Source organism: Algoriphagus sanaruensis (genome assembly GCF_001593605.1).
GTDB lineage: Bacteria > Bacteroidota > Bacteroidia > Cytophagales > Cyclobacteriaceae > Algoriphagus > Algoriphagus sanaruensis.
Genome location: NZ_CP012836.1, coordinates 3338798 through 3355595 on the forward strand (window position 1 = coordinate 3338798; position 16798 = coordinate 3355595).

16 protein-coding genes are annotated in these 16798 nt (G+C 42.7%); 10 read left to right on the forward strand and 6 right to left on the reverse strand.

Features of this window, described 5'->3' with window-relative positions; translation table 11 throughout:
- Positions 1-41 precede the first annotated feature (41 nt).
- Positions 42-1376, forward strand: a complete 1335-nt coding sequence (locus AO498_RS14560; RefSeq protein ID WP_067549252.1) for a glucoamylase family protein — start codon at positions 42-44, stop codon at positions 1374-1376.
- Here the strand turns inward: AO498_RS14560 and AO498_RS14565 are convergent.
- Complete coding sequence (locus AO498_RS14565; RefSeq protein ID WP_067549255.1) at positions 1373-1885, reverse strand: GNAT family N-acetyltransferase; 513 nt, start codon at positions 1883-1885, stop codon at positions 1373-1375. The genes AO498_RS14560 and AO498_RS14565 overlap by 4 nt on opposite strands.
- Positions 1886-1899: 14 nt before the next feature.
- Positions 1900-2499, reverse strand: coding sequence for a hypothetical protein (locus tag AO498_RS14570; RefSeq protein WP_067549258.1), 600 nt, complete (start codon positions 2497-2499; stop codon positions 1900-1902).
- 91 nt (positions 2500-2590) lie between these two features.
- On the opposite strand from AO498_RS14570, the gene AO498_RS14575 reads away from it, so the two are divergent.
- From AO498_RS14575 to AO498_RS14590, 4 genes are read left to right on the forward strand one after another with little or no spacing between them, the layout of a single operon-like run.
- Positions 2591-2938, forward strand: coding sequence for a PadR family transcriptional regulator (locus AO498_RS14575; RefSeq protein ID WP_067549262.1), 348 nt, complete (start codon positions 2591-2593; stop codon positions 2936-2938).
- Positions 2939-2948: 10 nt separating this feature from the next.
- Complete coding sequence (locus AO498_RS14580) at positions 2949-3632, forward strand: hypothetical protein (RefSeq protein ID WP_067549265.1); 684 nt, start codon at positions 2949-2951, stop codon at positions 3630-3632.
- Positions 3629-4288 (forward strand): hypothetical protein, encoded by a 660-nt coding sequence (locus AO498_RS14585; protein ID WP_067549268.1) that lies wholly within the window; start codon positions 3629-3631, stop codon positions 4286-4288. Before AO498_RS14580 ends, AO498_RS14585 begins: the two co-directional genes overlap by 4 nt.
- The gene (locus AO498_RS14590) at positions 4285-4983 is read left to right on the forward strand and encodes a hypothetical protein (protein WP_067549271.1); all 699 of its coding nucleotides are present in this window, start codon (positions 4285-4287) and stop codon (positions 4981-4983) included. Before AO498_RS14585 ends, AO498_RS14590 begins: the two co-directional genes overlap by 4 nt.
- A 260-nt stretch (positions 4984-5243) precedes the next feature.
- Here the strand turns inward: AO498_RS14590 and AO498_RS14595 are convergent, their stop codons facing one another.
- The 4 genes from AO498_RS14595 to AO498_RS14610 form a co-directional block, all read right to left on the reverse strand.
- Entirely contained in the window at positions 5244-6377 is a 1134-nt protein-coding gene (locus tag AO498_RS14595; RefSeq protein ID WP_067549274.1) for a DUF819 family protein, read from the reverse strand.
- Between the two features lie 47 nt (positions 6378-6424).
- Positions 6425-7510 carry a DegT/DnrJ/EryC1/StrS family aminotransferase gene (locus tag AO498_RS14600; protein WP_067549276.1) on the reverse strand — a complete coding sequence of 362 codons (1086 nt, stop codon included), beginning with the start codon at positions 7508-7510 and terminating at the stop codon, positions 6425-6427.
- Positions 7491-8780 carry a glycosyltransferase family 4 protein gene (locus tag AO498_RS14605; protein ID WP_067549278.1) on the reverse strand — a complete coding sequence of 430 codons (1290 nt, stop codon included), beginning with the start codon at positions 8778-8780 and terminating at the stop codon, positions 7491-7493. Before AO498_RS14605 ends, AO498_RS14600 begins: the two co-directional genes overlap by 20 nt.
- 219 nt (positions 8781-8999) lie before the next feature.
- On the reverse strand, positions 9000-10454 hold the full coding sequence (locus tag AO498_RS14610) for an NADP-dependent isocitrate dehydrogenase (RefSeq protein ID WP_067549281.1): 1455 nt from the start codon (positions 10452-10454) through the stop codon (positions 9000-9002).
- A 209-nt stretch (positions 10455-10663) separates the two neighbouring features.
- Here AO498_RS14610 and AO498_RS14615 point away from each other — a divergent pair, with 209 nt between their 5' ends.
- The 5 genes from AO498_RS14615 (at position 10664) to AO498_RS14635 (ending at position 16775) form a co-directional block, all read left to right on the forward strand.
- Positions 10664-11449, forward strand: a complete 786-nt coding sequence (locus tag AO498_RS14615) for an enoyl-CoA hydratase/isomerase family protein (RefSeq protein WP_067550540.1) — start codon at positions 10664-10666, stop codon at positions 11447-11449.
- Between the two features lie 15 nt (positions 11450-11464).
- The gene (locus AO498_RS14620; RefSeq protein WP_067549284.1) at positions 11465-12961 is read left to right on the forward strand and encodes a lipopolysaccharide biosynthesis protein; all 1497 of its coding nucleotides are present in this window, start codon (positions 11465-11467) and stop codon (positions 12959-12961) included.
- A gap of 109 nt (positions 12962-13070) precedes the next feature.
- Positions 13071-14798 (forward strand): tetratricopeptide repeat protein, encoded by a 1728-nt coding sequence (locus tag AO498_RS14625; RefSeq protein WP_236778608.1) that lies wholly within the window; start codon positions 13071-13073, stop codon positions 14796-14798.
- Positions 14791-15528: a lipoprotein insertase outer membrane protein LolB1 gene (gene lolB1 / locus AO498_RS14630; RefSeq protein ID WP_067549289.1), complete on the forward strand. Its 738-nt coding sequence runs from the start codon at positions 14791-14793 to the stop codon at positions 15526-15528. The genes AO498_RS14625 and lolB1 overlap by 8 nt, the downstream gene beginning before the upstream one ends.
- Positions 15529-15536: 8 nt before the next feature.
- Complete coding sequence (locus AO498_RS14635; RefSeq protein ID WP_067550541.1) at positions 15537-16775, forward strand: murein hydrolase activator EnvC family protein; 1239 nt, start codon at positions 15537-15539, stop codon at positions 16773-16775.
- The last annotated feature ends 23 nt before the right edge of the window (positions 16776-16798 follow it).

Here is a 16798-nt window from a genome sequence, read left to right on the forward strand (position 1 = left end):
TGCAATCATTTTTTTAGAGATTGAACTCAAGTTTGATTCCTATGAAAAATCTACTTCTCATCCTTTCGCTATTCGCAGTATCCTGTGTCCAAGCCGAAAAGCCCAAAAAACCAACCTACACGCTTACCGATGAGCAATTGCTCGATACGGTGCAGTACTACACCTTTCAGTATTTCTGGAAAGGTGCCGAACCCAACTCAGGCATGGCTCCAGAGCGGATCCATATCGATGGGATCTATCCGGATAATGATGCCCATATTATCACCACCGGAGGTACAGGTATGGGACTAATCGGGATTTTGGGAGCGATTGAGCGGGGATGGATCAGTCGGCAAGAGGCCGTGGCACGATTTGAAAAAATGATCAGCTTTCTTGAGAAAGCTGATCGTTGGAATGGCATTTGGCCGCATTGGCTGGATGGAAAAACAGGTCGGGTCAAACCTTTTTCTCCAAAAGACGACGGGGCTGATCTCGTCGAATCAGCCTTCCTTATGCAAGGATTATTGGTAGTTAGAGAGTATTTCAAAACCGGAACAGAAGCCGAAAAATCCATTGCAGAGCGCATAGATAAACTATGGAAAGAAATGGATTTTGCCTTCCATACTCAAAATCAGAATGTGTTGTATTGGCATTGGTCTCCTCGCTATCAATGGGAAATGAACTTTGCTCTCGAAGGATACAATGAATGTCTCATCGCCTATGTACTTGGAGCTGCCTCCCCGACCCATTCGATCCCTGCTGAAGCCTACCACCAAGGCTGGGCGAGATCTGGTGGAATTCAAGCGACCAATTCAGGGGCTTTTGGATTCCCTCTTCAACTCAAACATAACGGAGCAGAACAATATGGAGGCCCGCTCTTTTGGGCGCACTATTCCTACCTCAGTTTAAATCCCAAAGGGCTCAAAGATCAATATGCCGACTATTGGCAGGAAAACGTAAATCAGACCTTAATCAACCGGGCTTGGTGTATCCAAAACCCCAAAAAATTCAAAGGCTATGGAGAAAATCTCTGGGGATTGACAGCCTCGTATTCGATCAACTTTTATGATGCTCACCGACCTGGCAATGATACGGGCGTGATTTCCCCAACTGCTGCCGTTTCGTCCATTGTTTATACCCCGGAAGAATCCCTGAAAGTAATCCGAAACCTGTACGAAAACTATGGAGAAAAAGTCTTTGGCCCGTATGGATTTTACGACGCCATGAGTCCAGAACACAACTTCTTCCCTCAGCGCTATTTGGCCATCGACCAAGGACCGATGGTTTCGATGATTGAAAATTACCGAAGTGGATTAGGATGGAAACTTTTTATGCAAATTCCGGAGGTTCAAGCCGGGCTCCAAAAATTAGGATTCAGTTATCAACCGGGAAATTAAACCAAATCCAAACGCATCAGATAATCCGTTTGGATTTCATCACCAAAAGGAAAAGGATGGCTTCCGAATATTCGGAGGCCATTTTTTTCATAAAAGCGGATTGCACGAGCATTATGCTCCCATACGCCTAGCCAGAGGTATTTTTTCTGATGCTGCTTCGCAAAGTCAATGACCGTATCGAGCAGCTTTTTCCCCAATCCACTTCCCAAATACTCTTCCAAGACATACAATCGAGCGATCTCTAAGCTATCGGGATCGTGCACGTCTGTCTGGGCGGGCACCAAATTGACTTTGGTGTAGGCGATGATTTCACCTTCGAGTTCAGCCACAAAAAAGGTAGAAGCAGGGTTAGCAAGCTCCTTTTCAAACTGAGATAAGGTAAAGGCTTCAGCGAGATAGGCCTCCACATTTTCAGGCTTGTTGCCAGCCGTAAAAGCCTGTAAAAAGGCAGTTCTTGCCATGTGCAGTAAATCCCCCAAATCTGAATTTTGTGCTACTCGAATGGTCATTTGTATTAATTCGTCTAAAGTTTTTTCAATGCGACATCGATTTGGGAAACGGGATATTCTCCTAGAATTGCCCGATAATTTCCCTTGGGACTGATGACCACAAAACTCCCACATGGATAAGGAAATTGGAAGAACATTTTTTCAAAAAGTCCTTCTGGATCAGCCTTCCATTCCACAATCCCCTCGTATTTCTCTAATCCATGTGGATTTTTATAAAAATAGAATGGAGCCACGGTGTTGTGCTTTTCCGAATACCTAACCACGGCCTTATGCTTATTCTTGAGGTAGGCCGCATCGGTTGATCCTGTAGAATTGCATTCATCCTTGCCTGGATAATACAGAACAATGATTGGTTTTCCAGCTCCATATTCTTGCTTTAAGCCCAACTTTTCATAGATCAACCTCGCGTCAGTTACTCCCGCAGGCATTCGATGCACCAACTTCATATCTCCCTCCAGCTCTCCAGGAACCCCGAAGTAAGGCCCATTCAGGATTTTCTCTTCGTAATCTATTCGGGTAATCTTCCTGCCAAACTCATTGAAGTAAGATTGGGAAAAAACTTCTCCCACCAAGCAAATCAGCAGAAAAGCCAGAAAATAGCCGCTTTTGATCATGGCGCAAATTGAACCTAAAATTCATGAAAAAATATACCTCAGTTTCTTATGTATATAAGAAATTGATATATTCGAATTCAAACTTAACACCATGTCAAGCAACGCGCTGATCAAAGGAAGCCTTCAAACCATCATTCTTAAACTACTTGAGGAAAATGAAAAGATGTACGGCTACGAAATCACCCAAAAAGTGAAGGAACTCACTGCCGGCGAGATCAAAATCACCGAAGGCGCCCTCTACCCTGCCCTACACAAGCTGGAAGCTGAAGGATTGCTCACCACCGAAATCCAGCAAGTAGACAATCGCGTGAGGAAATACTACAGCCTGACCAAGGACGGGCAAAAGGAAGTGAGCTCCAAGCTGGCCGAACTTCAGTCATTTGTAGAAAGTATGCAACGCATCATCAATCCGGGATTGAAGCCGGACTTGGGATTTTAATTCTTGAAAAATGAGGCAGTTGACCCAATCAGAATTTAAGGAAGTGCAGCGGGTAATTTTTCACAAGGAAATTTCCTCGGCAGAAGTATTGTCTGAAATCTACGATCACTATGTCAGCCATTTACAAGAATTTCCTGAGGAAAAATTCAGTCTCCAACTTTTGGAGTTAGAGCAAAAGTTCACCTTTGCCTATTGCCATGCTCTTCAAGCGAAATTTAATAAGTCAATGAGAGAAGATATCAGCAAAACGCAGTGGCTGGTGCTTCGAAAATATTTTTGTACCTCCCGTTGGATTTACGCAGCAGGTATTTTGGCCCTACTCTTTTATATCGCCAATCAAACCCAATCCGAAAAAGAGGTCGGAATCCTAATCCTATCCCCGCTGATTTTGTTGACAATCGTCTGGTTTGCATTCAACTGGAGAGTTGCAAAAAAAATCAAACCAATCAAGCGAACATTCAAAGGAATGGCTATTCCCATCTATTCCTCGACAGCAACGCCATTTTCTGAGCGGATCTATCTACCTGTCCTATTAGGCCAAGTCCTGATCTATTTCCCGAGACTTTTCGACTTTGGAATAGACTTTAATCCGATTTTGCCCGGCGTGGCTGCAGTGATTACCGCTGTGTTGACGCTGTATTTACTGTCTTTACTTGAAGTTTGGAAAATCAAATCCAAAACTGCTTTGCTATGAGAAAGCTATCGCCTCAAGAAATCGTCCGAATCGACCAGCGGCTGGAAAGTCTGAAAATCTTTTATCTCGAAATCTACCATGAGATTCGTGACCACTATTTCACCGAATTGGAGAAAAAGCCTGTTGAAGAGTTTGAAGCAATTTTCCAGCAACTGAATGAGACCTTTGCCTGGTCGGTGGTGAAAGGGATGGAAAAGGAAGTTAGGAAAGCAACCAATCGGCAGATCGGTCAGTTACAGCTGGATTCTCTGAAATTTTGGAACCTTGGCTGGAAAGAAAACCTGACCTATGCCGCCTGGTTAGGTCTTTTGATTTTCGCTTTTGTAAAATTTGGGATTAACGGTTTGATGTTCGCCACTTCGATTCTTGCATTTATGGTCATCTTAGGAATTTGGTACAAGCTTGGATTTAAAGATGCTTTGAATCTTTCGATCTCAAGACACAAGCCATTAAACAGCTTGAAAGTTGGAGTTTTCTCAAGGATTGGATTTGCTTTTGGAATGCTCTCTTGGATTCACTTTGGAACCAAGCTAAGTTACGATGATGCTATTTTAAATAGCCCTAAGTTCATTTTAGGATTTATCATACTCGTGGCTTCACTATACCTTTTGTCATTGGTCAAAGTCGCTTTTTACCACAAATTAAAAACCAAATGAATCTCTCTACCGACCAAATCACCACGCTCAAAAAACTCATTTCCTTCAAAGGCTATGAGGAAATCGACGTGCAATACGAGATTCTGGACCATGTGGCCTGTCGAATCGAGGTGCTGATGGACGAAAATCCCAAGCTGACCCTAGATGAAGCTTTCCGGAAAGCGCATTCTGAATTTGGGATTTTTGGTTTTGCAGACTTGGCAGATTCCTATCGGGAAAGTATCCGGAAGAAGTTTTGGAGCCGGTATTGGGCGAGTTTGAGAAGCTTCTTGACTTCTTATCGTGTTGTTTATTTATTCCTTTTGGGCTGGACTTTTCATTGGATGAGCCAAAACTTTACACTTTTTGGAGAAAAGGTAACTGCTCCTGGATGGGGCGTGATTGGCCTGATGGTAGCGGTTGTTTTTTTCTTTATCTATTACCACCGTATCGGGAAAAACTTCAAAGGTTATGCAACCTTCAAGCATGGACTTAGCTTTTTCACTGGATTTCAATTGATTCTTCAGGTATCCGTCCACGGTACCAAATATCTGATTGGTGAAGAAATTCCAACTACGCTATCATTCCAAGGCGTGATGGCGTGGATCACCATTAGTGCGATGTCGATAGTTTGGATTTCGATGTTCCTTTTACCTCGTGTTATTCAAGAGGCAGTAGATGAAACCCAAAAACTCAAGGCGATTTACGAAGCCTGAGTTTTGCCTTTCCGTTTTCCCAAAAAGTCACCAAAGGAGCCAAACAATCCCATCGCCAACTTAATGCAATAGGGTGTTTTTGGGTTATAGCTTAGTAGAAAAATGAGTTAGTGGTACTTTAAAATTGGTTCTTATAAACTGAATATCCATCTCCTGGAGAATCGAGAATTGTTCATTGGAAATTGATAATTCTTGTGACTAATGCCCTACGCTGTGACTAATGCCCTACGCCTTGATACTAGATACCTGACACTAGATACTTAAAGCATTCCTGCCACAGCAAATCCCACATACGTTCCTAGCGCATTTCCCAAACTCCCTACCAATACTCCCGGAATCAATAAATCGGGTCGGTTTAGACTTTCAGCCGCAGCAATAGCGGTCGTATTTCCACCCACATTGGCCTGAGATGCTACCGCAATCACATCCCAATCCATCTTCAACAAAGCTCCTACACCAAACAAAACCAATCCGTGAATCAATACCAGAAGTCCTACAAAAAGCAGTAAAGTACCCGCCAATTCACCAGTTTGAGCCAAAGCCCCAAAATCACAAAGTGTACCCACTGCCGCCAAAAACAGGAGTATCATAAAAAATCCTATGGTATGCTTTCCAACCAATTGCTGTACTGAAGGAAACTGTGCCAAGATCAACGCCAGCGTGGTGAGAAAGATAATCTCGGGAACTTGGGGAAACCAGGCCACCAAAACCTTACTTATTGTAATCCCCAACAGCCCTAAGGCTAAAAGTGAGGCTAATGAAGAAATGGACACATATTCCATGCCTTGCACCCTTTCTCCAGAAAGTGCTGAAGCAAGTTTTTTCCTAGGGAAAAGCTTCTGCAAATAGTTGGGTAAGATGAGGGTCGCGATGATCCAAGGTGTACCAATCAGATTATCAATTACTGTGGCCGCAGCATAAAGGTTACCACTTTGATTGACTTCGTAGTGAAGCGCGATCGCGTTAAAGTTGATCGAACCGCCAATATAGGTGCCGGTGAACATGCCTGCGACTGCGGGAGCAAGATCACCAATTTGCACAGCAGGATTGACCAGCCACCAAGAAACAACCACGCCAATCACAGTGGCCAAAGATCCAAGTAAAAACATCCCTAAAAGTGGCAAGCCGGCCTTTCGGACGCTTTTCAAATCCACTTCTAAAAGTGCAATGAATATCCCTAGTGGGGCCAAATACAGAAAAATCCCATCATAGACTGGATTCCCATCCATAGCACTCGGAATAAGCCCCAGATTGGAAAACAAGGCACAAATGGCGATCACCCAAATCGGAGTACCGACTGTTTTTCCCCAAGGAAAACGAGTCAGCCAGTTGGCAAAAAATACAGCAATACATAGGGTTCCTGCAATAAAGAGTGGCTCTTGGGAGAAAGTCATGAGGGAAAATAGAAAAAAATCAGGCGAAACCTCCCCCTCGAATAGGATTACCTGAAAAATTTCAAGACCAAATCCACTATCTGAGAAACTTCATTTTCGCTCAAATATGGGTTTAAGGGAAGGGATAAACCATTTTTTGCCAATATCCTTGCATTGAAAAAATCTCCAGCGCTTGCATAGGACTTCATGTCGGGAAGGATCATCGGATAATGAACCGCAGTCCCTACTCCATTTGCTTCCAAAAATGATCGCAACTCATCTCTCCGATCCGCCTGAATCACAAACAAATGGGCATTGTGATCTTCAGCTAAAATTCCTTTCGGTAAAATTAACTCTGCAATACCGTCAAAAGCCTCGAGGTATTTTTTGGCAATGGCTTTTCGCCGTTTCTGATTCTCGTCAAAATCCTCCAGCATTACATTCAAAAAAGCAGCCTGCAAGGTATCAATCCGACTATTTCTGCCAACAAGCTCATGCTGGTCTCGAACAGGCTGACCGTGATTGAGAAGCAATCTGATATTTTTAGCAATTTCAGAATTCTGGGTCAAACACATTCCTGCTTCTCCCAAAGCTCCAAGATTTTTGGTTGGGTAAAAACTCAGGCAACCCACTTCTCCCCAAGTCCCGGCTGCTTTTCCATTTTGAAAAGCGCCAAATGCCTGTGCGGCGTCTTCAATTACTGCAATCTTTAGCTTTTTCGCTTTTTCCATCAGTGACGCCATTCCCACCATTTTCCCATAAAGGTGAACTGGAATTATCGCTTTGGTTTTAGAAGAAATGGCTTTATCCCAATCTTCTCGAATCAAACCTTGCTGATCAGTATCCCAAAAAACAGGCTTAGCTCCCACCAATACCACCGCTTCTGCAGTAGAAACCCAAGTCATTGCCGGAACAATCACTTCATCTTCAGGCCCTATTCCCAATGCTCGAAGAGCTAACTCTAGGGCATCGGTTCCATTGGCACAGGGGTTGGAATACTTTGAATTAAGAAAATTAGAAATGGACTCTTCCAAGACTTGAACCTCCTTCCCACCGGAAAAAACTCCAGTCTCCAAAACCTCCGAAAACTTCGATTTTAACCGTGATTTTAGGCTTTCTTCCAATCGGCCTAGATCAAGAAAGGGTATGTTCATCGAGAATTCTGGCTAATTGATGGGTTAGATTTTTACGAGAGAATTGCGCCAAGCTTTCGAGGTTTACAGTACTTTTTTCTGTGGAAACAAGTGCTCGAAGTTGGGCTTGAATGCCCATTTGATTTCCATGGCGAATTACCTGACCAGCTTCGGCTTCCTTTAAAATCCGAGCCGAATCTCCCTCAGGATCACCCAAAGCCAACACCGGAACTCCAGTGGCCAAATATTCAAATAGCTTCCCCGGAATATTGCCTTGGGCATTTTTGGTATCGGTCAGGATCAAAACCAGGACATCAGCATTGGCATAAAAATCAAATACTTCTCGGTGCGAAACATACCCAGCAAAGTGAATCCGTTTGGACAACCATTCATCTTGCCTCACATATTCTTTCACTTGCTCACTTACTTTTCCGACAAATGTCCAATCAATCTGAATTTCGGATTGTCCAAACTCTGCTTTCAGCGCCTCCATCAGCGGAATTGGATTGCGAATGGCATCGATGATCCCTGAATAGACCAAATGGAGTTTCCCAGGCTCCTTTTCTTTTGGAGAAAAACCAGCTGGAATGTCTGCTGGATCAAAGCCATTGGTCAACAGATTAATCCGTCGATTGGCGATTTTCTCAAGATCTTTTTGAAAAGTAGGCGAAATGGTAAGGATTGCATTGGCCTCTCGAAGCACCGTTTGCTCGAGTTGAATATGTTTTTTACGAACCCATGAAGTCATGGGAAGAGTATCCAAAAATTCCCACTGAGACCAAGGGTCTCGAAAGTCAGCGATCCATGGCAAACCTGTTTTTCGCTTCAATTCTCTCCCGATCAAATGCATACTATGCGGAGGACCAGTGGTGATGATGGCCTGAAATTGACCGCTTTTGGCTAAGTCAGTAAGAAACTTTACTGATGGCTTTATCCAAAAAACTCTCGGGTCTGGAATCAATAAGTTTGCTCTTGCCCAGATGGCTGCTTTTTCTAGAAATCCTTTTTCTTTTTGTTCCAAAAGACGTCCAGGGTGAGTTTTGGTCTTTCCTTTCACCTTGGAAAAAAGCTGATAGGGTTCCCAAATCGGAAATTTAATAACCTCCAATTGCTGGGGAACCTCCTTTTCTAAACTTTCATCTTTCAGATCAAAGTCTGGGTTTTCGGGCGTAAAAATGACCGGTTCCCAATCCGTTTCAGGCAGATATTTAGCAAACTTCAACCAACGCTGTACACCCGACCCCCCACTTGGTGGCCAGTAATAAGTAACAATGAGTACGCGTCGGGTCATTTTCTAAGATTGGTATAAGCTTAACAAAGTAAATCAAACCCTCGAGGTTTTGAAAACCTCAAGAGTTACCAAAAAAGAAAGGGGAAAGTTTCCTATCCCCTTAACTTCATTATTCACAGTTCGAAATTAGACCCTGGATTTTTTATAAACCTCCAGATTTCAAAAACCTCGAAGGCTCTCTCAGCCCTCGTAAATCTTAAATCTAAATTCGGACTTCTTTTATTCTCCTTGTGCTAATGAATAGCCTCTCACACCGTCAAAGGTGTACAAGTGCTCTGTTTTGATAAAATCAAATCCCAAATCGCGGATTTGACCAAGCAAATTGAGGACATCAGTATGCGAAATTGCAGAGCCATCAGCGGTTTTGAATCGGCATCTCCAGTGGTCAGTACAGAAGGTTTCTTTCAATCCTTCTGGGAATACTTTCACCCCACGATTGGTGATCAAATACAACTGTAAACCATTTGCATTGGCTTGTCTCAATTTCTCACCAATCACATTTGGATCTCTTCCATCCTCATCCCAGTCAATAAATACATCCACACCAGTCAATTCCTTCGCTGCTTTTGGTTTACCAGCGAGTTTGACATTCATGGGTTTGGTATCTTCCTTATCAAAAGAGGCAGGGGCCATTTTCACCGGAAGCTGTCCCAATCGCTCAATAACTGCTTGCGCAAACTCATGAGTACCCACCTTTTTGGCAGAAAGCCCTTCCTGATAAATGTCTCCAGTGTGGATTCCGTCTTCCAAGGTCTTCATCCATGCATTGGAGATTTTCTCAGCAATCTCAGGCTGGCCGATGTGAACCAACATCATGATTGCTCCATTCAACAGACCTGAAGGATTCGCCATATCCATACCCGCAATATCAGGTGCAGAACCATGGATCGCTTCAAACATTGCTACTTCTTCTCCAACGTTGGCAGAGCCACCCAATCCTACAGAACCAGTCACCTGTGCTGCCACATCAGAAATGATGTCACCATATAAGTTTAGTGTAACAATCACGTCAAAAATCTCAGGTCGCTCCGCGATCAAAGCTGTACCGATATCGATGATTTTATGATCTGTTTGGATGTCTGGATATTCTTTTGCGATTTCGTCGAAAGTCTTGTGAAAAAGACCATCTGCCAGCTTCATGATGTTATCCTTCGTCATACAAGTTACCTTCTTGCGACCGTATTTCTTCGCATATTCAAAAGCATATCGGATGATTTTTTCCGAACCTGGCTGAGAAATCAGCTTTAAGGTCTGGTAAACTTCCTGTGTTTGTCTATGCTCAATCCCAGCATATAGATCCTCCTCATTTTCGCGGATGATCACCAAGTCTGTTTTTGGGAAATGTGTCTTAATAAAAGGCGAATAAGCCTTACAAGGTCTCACATTAGCATAAAGTCCGAAAGACTTTCGGGTAGTTACATTGAGAGACTTAAACCCTCCCCCTTGAGGAGTAGTAATCGGTGATTTCAAAAATACTTTGGTTTCTCGAAGTGAATCGATCGCTTTAGGTTCCATACCTGAGCTGATTCCTTTCAGATATACCTTTTCACCGATTTCGATCACATCATATTCCAGCTGTGCACCTGCAGCATCCAAAATGGCAAGTGTTGCTTTCATGATCTCGGGACCGATGCCATCGCCATTTGCGACAGTAATTTTTCTTTTGGAGGACATAGGGTAGTTAGTTTTAGTTCGCAATAAACTGCCGCAAAAGTAAGGAAAAATGAAAAAAGGCCTTGGAAAAGAGTCCTAAAATTACCTTATACTAGACATTCAATTCCTTGATGGAAAAAGCAAAGTGCGAACTTTGGGAGATTTAATATCCCATGAATTTGGCATTGTACCCCCTCAGCTTATATTTGTTTTCCTTTCCCAATTCTATTATGGCAGAATTTGTAAACATCCTTGCTGAAGAAAAAAGTGGCGTTTTGTATCTAACGATCAACCGAGAAGACAAAATGAACGCCCTGAATATGAATACGCTAGAGGAAATCAAAGCGGTATTCGAGGAAGTCATCGATAACAAATCCATCAAGGCTGTAATCCTGACGGGAGCTGGAGAAAAGGCCTTCGTAGCAGGAGCCGATATCAGCGAAATAGCAGAACTCAACGAGGTAAATGCTCGAAAATTTGCAGAAAATGGTCAGGAGATTTTTGCCATGATTGAAAATTGCCACAAGCCCGTCATCGCTGTTACCAATGGCTACACGCTCGGCGGCGGCTGTGAATTGGCGATGGCTTGCCACATGCGAATCGCTACTTCCAATGCAAAGTTTGGGCAACCAGAAGTGAATTTGGGGATTATTCCTGGCTACGGAGGAACGCAGCGATTGACCCAACTGATCGGAAGAGGAAAAGCCAATGAGCTCATGATGACCGGAGATATGATTGGCGCAGAAGAAGCGAAATCCTTAGGCTTGGTCAATCATGTGGTAGAAACAAAGGCTGATGGTCTTGCAAAAGCAGAAGAAATCGTAGCTAAAATAATGAGCAAAGCGCCACTGGCAATTGGAATGATTGTCGACTGCGTGAATGCTGCATTTCTCCCCGAAGAAAATGGCTATCAAACTGAAGCCAATAGCTTTGCCAGATGTGTCAAATCAGGAGATTACAAAGAAGGCACCTCTGCTTTTCTAGAGAAAAGAAAACCCATTTTCAAAGGCGAATAAGGGCCAAACTTTTTAATGAGCAATCTAAAAAAACTAGCTGGCCAAACTGCGGTCTACGGACTCAGCAGTATTTTGGGCAGATCCATTAATTTTTTATTGATCATTGTCTACACGGCATATTTAAACAAAGCCGATTTAGGAGCTTTTACCGGAATCTATGCTTTAATCGGATTTCTTAATATCGTCTTCACCTATGGCATGGAGACCTCATTTTTCCGATTTTCAACAGGCAAAAACCTTCCTACCCAACAAGTCTACGCCAATACACAATCCTTATTAATTCTCTCCTCCTTAGTATTAGGAACAGGAATATACCTCTTAGCTCCTTGGATCGCAGAGACCATGGAATACCCAAATCAAGCCTACCTTTTTAGATGGACTGCCTTGATTCTGGTTTTTGATGCAATTTTGGCAATCCCATTTGCTAAACTCCGATTGGAAAACAAGGCACTGACTTTTGCTGGGGCCAAGCTGCTCAATATTTCACTGAACGTCTTCTTCAATATTTTATTGATCGTCTGGATTCCTAGCTGGATTAGTCAAGGATTAATTGAAGATGGCTTTTTGGGATACCAATCGAATTGGGGTGTTGAATACATCCTCTTGGCCAACTTGCTGGCCAATGGTTTAATCATCCCCTGGGTTTGGGCAAAGGCAGGCTTTTTCAAATTTTCATTAGAAAAAAGTGTGCTGCTCCCCATGTGGAAGTATTCCCTACCGCTTCTATTTATGGGATTGGCGGGAGTTACCAATGAGTTACTTTCCCGTCTCTTATTTGAATATTTATTGCCCGAAAATTTCTATCCCGGATTGAGTTCGCGGGAAGCAAGCGGGATTTTTGGAGCCAATTTCAAATTGGCGATTTTGATGAACTTGGTGATTCAAGCCTTCAAATACGCCGCAGAACCCTTTTTCTTCAAGCAATCTTCTGACAAAAATTCGCCTGAGCTCTACGCCAAAGTGATGCATTATTTTATCTTATTCTGCGCTCTCTTAATGGTGGCTATTTCGGTGAACTTATCTTGGATTGGGCCGATTTTCTTGCAAGGAAGTGGCTATGAAGCCGCATTTTCAATTGTCCCGATTCTTTTGATGGGATACCTTTTATTAGGTATCTATTTCAACTTGTCCATCTGGTTTAAGATCACTGATCACACCAAATATAGCTTTTGGATCACCTTGCTTGGAGCAGTAGTCAGTATTCTTGTGATCGTTGGACTAGTTCCTAGTTTGGGCTACCTAGGAGCGGCCTTGAGTTCTTTAGCTTGCTATTTGGTCATGTCGGTAACCTGTTATGTTTTGGGACAGAGCTACTTCCCTATCCCCTACCAAACCGGGAAAGACATTTTCTATCTTTTTATTGCTTTTGGTTTAAGCTACCTTGGTTTTTACTTAGAGTTTGACGAGGCAATTTGGAGTTTCTTGGCCAAGAATCTATTGGTGGCAATGTTTTTGGGGATGATAATCATCCTAGAAAAAAAGCAATTGAATCAGCTCCGAAAGCGAATCTAATCTCAAGCCAAACTACCAAAAGTCTCCTTTCGTACTTGCAGTAGAATCCCCCGCCTTTTTCGCCAAAAGGCATTATGTTTGTACCCAAATGCAGCAATACTCCTTCTCAGTGAAACGCTATCTTCTTCTACTTTTTATCGGTTTGATGATTCTGAATCCAGGTTTTTCTTGGTCACAAACGAAGCTTTCTAAAAAAGAATCCAAACAAAAAGAGGCTTTGTCAAGGTCAAGCAGGTATTTCATCGAAGGTGAAAAGTCTTTGGTATTAGGCGATTTGGATAAGGCTTTCTTTTACCTCCAAAAAGCAGAGGACATTTACCCAAATCAACCTGCGGTTTCTTATAAAATTGCCGAGGTGCTTGTTCGCTCCAATCAAGCAGAAAAAGCTTTGCCTTATGCAGAGAAGGCAGCTTTAGCAGATCCTCAAAATAAATATTATGCGCTGATGGTCGCTGAGATTTACACCAATCTCAAGCAACCCCTCAAAGCGGCTGAAATTTTGGAACGATTAACGGCAGAAACCGAAGAAAACCAGCAATACAACTTGGATCTGGCTTCGATTTACCTCAATGCTGGAGAATTTGACAAAGCACTGGTAGTGCTGGACCGAGCTGAAGAATATTATGGAATCAGGGATCAATTCACCATTCAAAAACAACGGATTTACCTCCGTAAAAACAACCTCCAAGCCGCTATTACGGAAGGTGAAAAACTGATTGAGGCATTCCCTGGAAATCCAAACTACGTCCTGAACCTAGTTGAGATTCTATACAACAATGCAAAAGTAGATGACGCCCTAACCTTGGTTTTGGGAGAAATCAAAAAATATCCAAATCAGCCTGAATTACAAATGGCGGCCTACACACTGCTTAAAGAGAAAGGGCAGGTAGCTCGTGCGCAAACTTTTCTTTTCAGCGCCTTTGCCAACTCCGATCTTGATCCTGAGGTCAAGGCGAGGACCTATTCTTCCACTCTAAATGAATTTAAAAGCGCTGAACGGGAGCTTTTATTGGATAAAATGCAGGAGATTTTGCTGCAGGTAAATGGCGAAAACGCAGCGGTATTAGCAGCAATTGGTCAGCGTTTCGAGAAAGATCAAAACTTGCCTCTAGCAATTGAATTTTACAAGAAATCACTCCAAATCGACCCAAAAAATGCAAGCCTGTTGGAGCAGGTCATTCTTAACTCGTTTGGAGAAGGAGCAAATTTGAACCAATTGGAGACTTACACCCAACTTGCTGTAGATGAATATCCGGGTGTTGCTGAATTTTGGTTTTATGATGGAGTCGTAAAATCAGGATTGAAAAAGGACTCGACAGCATTGGTTTCACTTAAAAAGAGTTTGGAGCTAAATGCCGGAAAGAATACCCAGTTGGAACAAGTTGCCTTTAGTTCCTTGGGTAATAGTCTGTACAATCTGGGGGAGAAAGATTCCGCATTTGTCTATTTTGATAAGGCCTTGGCACTAAATCCCAATGACGAGCAAGTTCTAAACAACTACGCGTACTTTCTTTCTTTGGAAAAAACCAACCTTGAAAAAGCCAAATCCATGGCTGAAAAGGTGGTGAAAAAATATCCTGACAACTCTACTTATTTAGACACCTTGGCTTGGGTACTTTTTCAGATGGGAAATTACTCTGAGGCATTTACCTACATGAATCGAGCTATTCAAGCCGAGAAAGAACCAAGCGGCACACTTTTAGAGCATTACGGTGACATTCTTTACCATCTTGGAAAAACCAAAGAAGCCATCGATTGGTGGAAAAAAGCAGAAGGCTCTGCAGAGGCTTCAAAATTGCTTAGTCAAAAAATTAAAGAGGGAAAATACCATGAATAAACTACAGCTGATTTTAATTTTTGGGATCGTATTCCTTCTGGCAAGCTGTGCCAAAAAAACCATTCCTTTCGAATCTGAAGGAGCCATGAAGGAGTTTACTCCTGTGACAGCTGAATATGATTATCTCAGTGCAAAGGCAAAAATTGTTATCGAGGAAGAATCAGGTAAAATCACAAGAGGCACCCTCAACCTTCGAGCTAAAAAAGACAGCGTTTTGTGGTTTACAATGTCCCCAGGAATGGGAATGGAGGCTATTCGAGGCCTAGTCACCCAAGATAAAATTCAAATCAGAGATCGTGTAGGTAGAGACGATGTGAACCTTACCTATGCTGAATTTGACCGACTTTTTGGATTGAAACTTTCCCTTGAACTGTTTCAAAATGTAGTGTGGGCCAATATCCCTCATCCGTTTACATTCGAGGACCGACTACTTCGAGTAGGTAAAAAATTTGAACTGACTCAAGTAAGAAATGGTGTTCGATACTTTTCTAAAGTAGAGACTTCCCATGGAAAAGTCTCTGAATTGGTGAGCAACTCCTTAGATGATCGAGGTTCTGTTTTGGCTACCTATCCCAACTTTCAGGAAGTTGAAAAGCAACCCTTTCCGGCTGAAGTAATTTTCAAAATCGCATATCAACTCCCAGAAGGAAGTCAGAATGTGATTATCCATATCGAATGGACTTCCATGGAATTAACTTCTGAATCATTGAGCTTTCCATTCCGATTCTAATGTCTAAAATGCGGAATTACATCAGTCTTTTTTTTGTGGTTTTGTTCCTAGCCTGGACGCAGGATTCCTTTTCCCAAACCAAAAAATCCCGGGAGGAATTAAAGCGGGAAAAAGCTGAAGTACAAGCTAGGCTCAAAGAATTTGACGCGATTCTGAAACAAACTGCTGCTACCAAGAAATCTTCAATTGGCCAACTCAACGCGATTAACAAGCAGTTTATTACCCAAAACAAACTCGTCAATACGCTCGACCGGGAGGTAAAATTGATCAACCAAGAAATTTCAGAAACGGAGTCAAAAATCAGCCAACTTGAGCGACAACTAAAGGATTTGAAAGCGGAGTATTCCCGAATGGTTTACAACTCCTCAAAATTAAATCGAGGACTTTCAATCATTGCTTTTGTCTTCAGTTCCAGCAATTTCAACCAGCTCTACATGCGGTTGAAATATTTGAGGCAATACACAGAGAATAGGAAAAAACAAGCCGAGCAAATCGAAAAACTTAGCGCTGAACTAGTTCAACAGCGGGATCTGCTGGATCAGCGAAAAGCAGATAAATCCATTGTTCTTGCAGAAGAGAAAGCGGAACGAAGCAAATTGGAGGCAATGCGAAAGGATCAACAAGGCTTGGTCAATACGCTTTCGAAAAAAGAACGAGATATTCAGCGCCAAATCGCTGCTGCTAAAAAGCAACAGGAACAACTGAACCGCATGATCAAAGCAGCGATTGAGGAGGAAATCCGAAGAGCGGAGGCTGAAGCTAAAAAAGAGAATAGCACGACTACCAAAAAAGCGGGGACTTCCATGCCAATGACTCCGGAGGCTGCCGCTCTTTCAAGTTCATTTGCAGGCAATAAAGGAAAGTTACCTTGGCCGGTAGAAACTGGATTTGTTACCATAGGGTACGGGACCTATCCTCACCCGACACTAAAAGGAATTGTCTTGGATAGCGATGGTCTAGAGATCAGAACCCAACCGAATTCAACTGTGCGGGCAGTCTTTGACGGTACAGTTAGTAAAATCTCCACGCTTCCTGGCTACGGATTGACTGTGATCGTCAAACATGGAGAATACTTTACTCTTTACAGTAGATTGAAATCCGTTTCTGTAAAAGTTGGTCAAAATGTAAAGGCAAAAGAAGCCGTTGGAGTAGTAGCTACCAATCCTGACGGAAACGCCGAAGTTCATTTTCAAACTTGGAAAGGACTTCAAATCATGGATCCTGCAGGGTGGATTACATCCAGATAGATACAAAAAACGTATGTTCATAA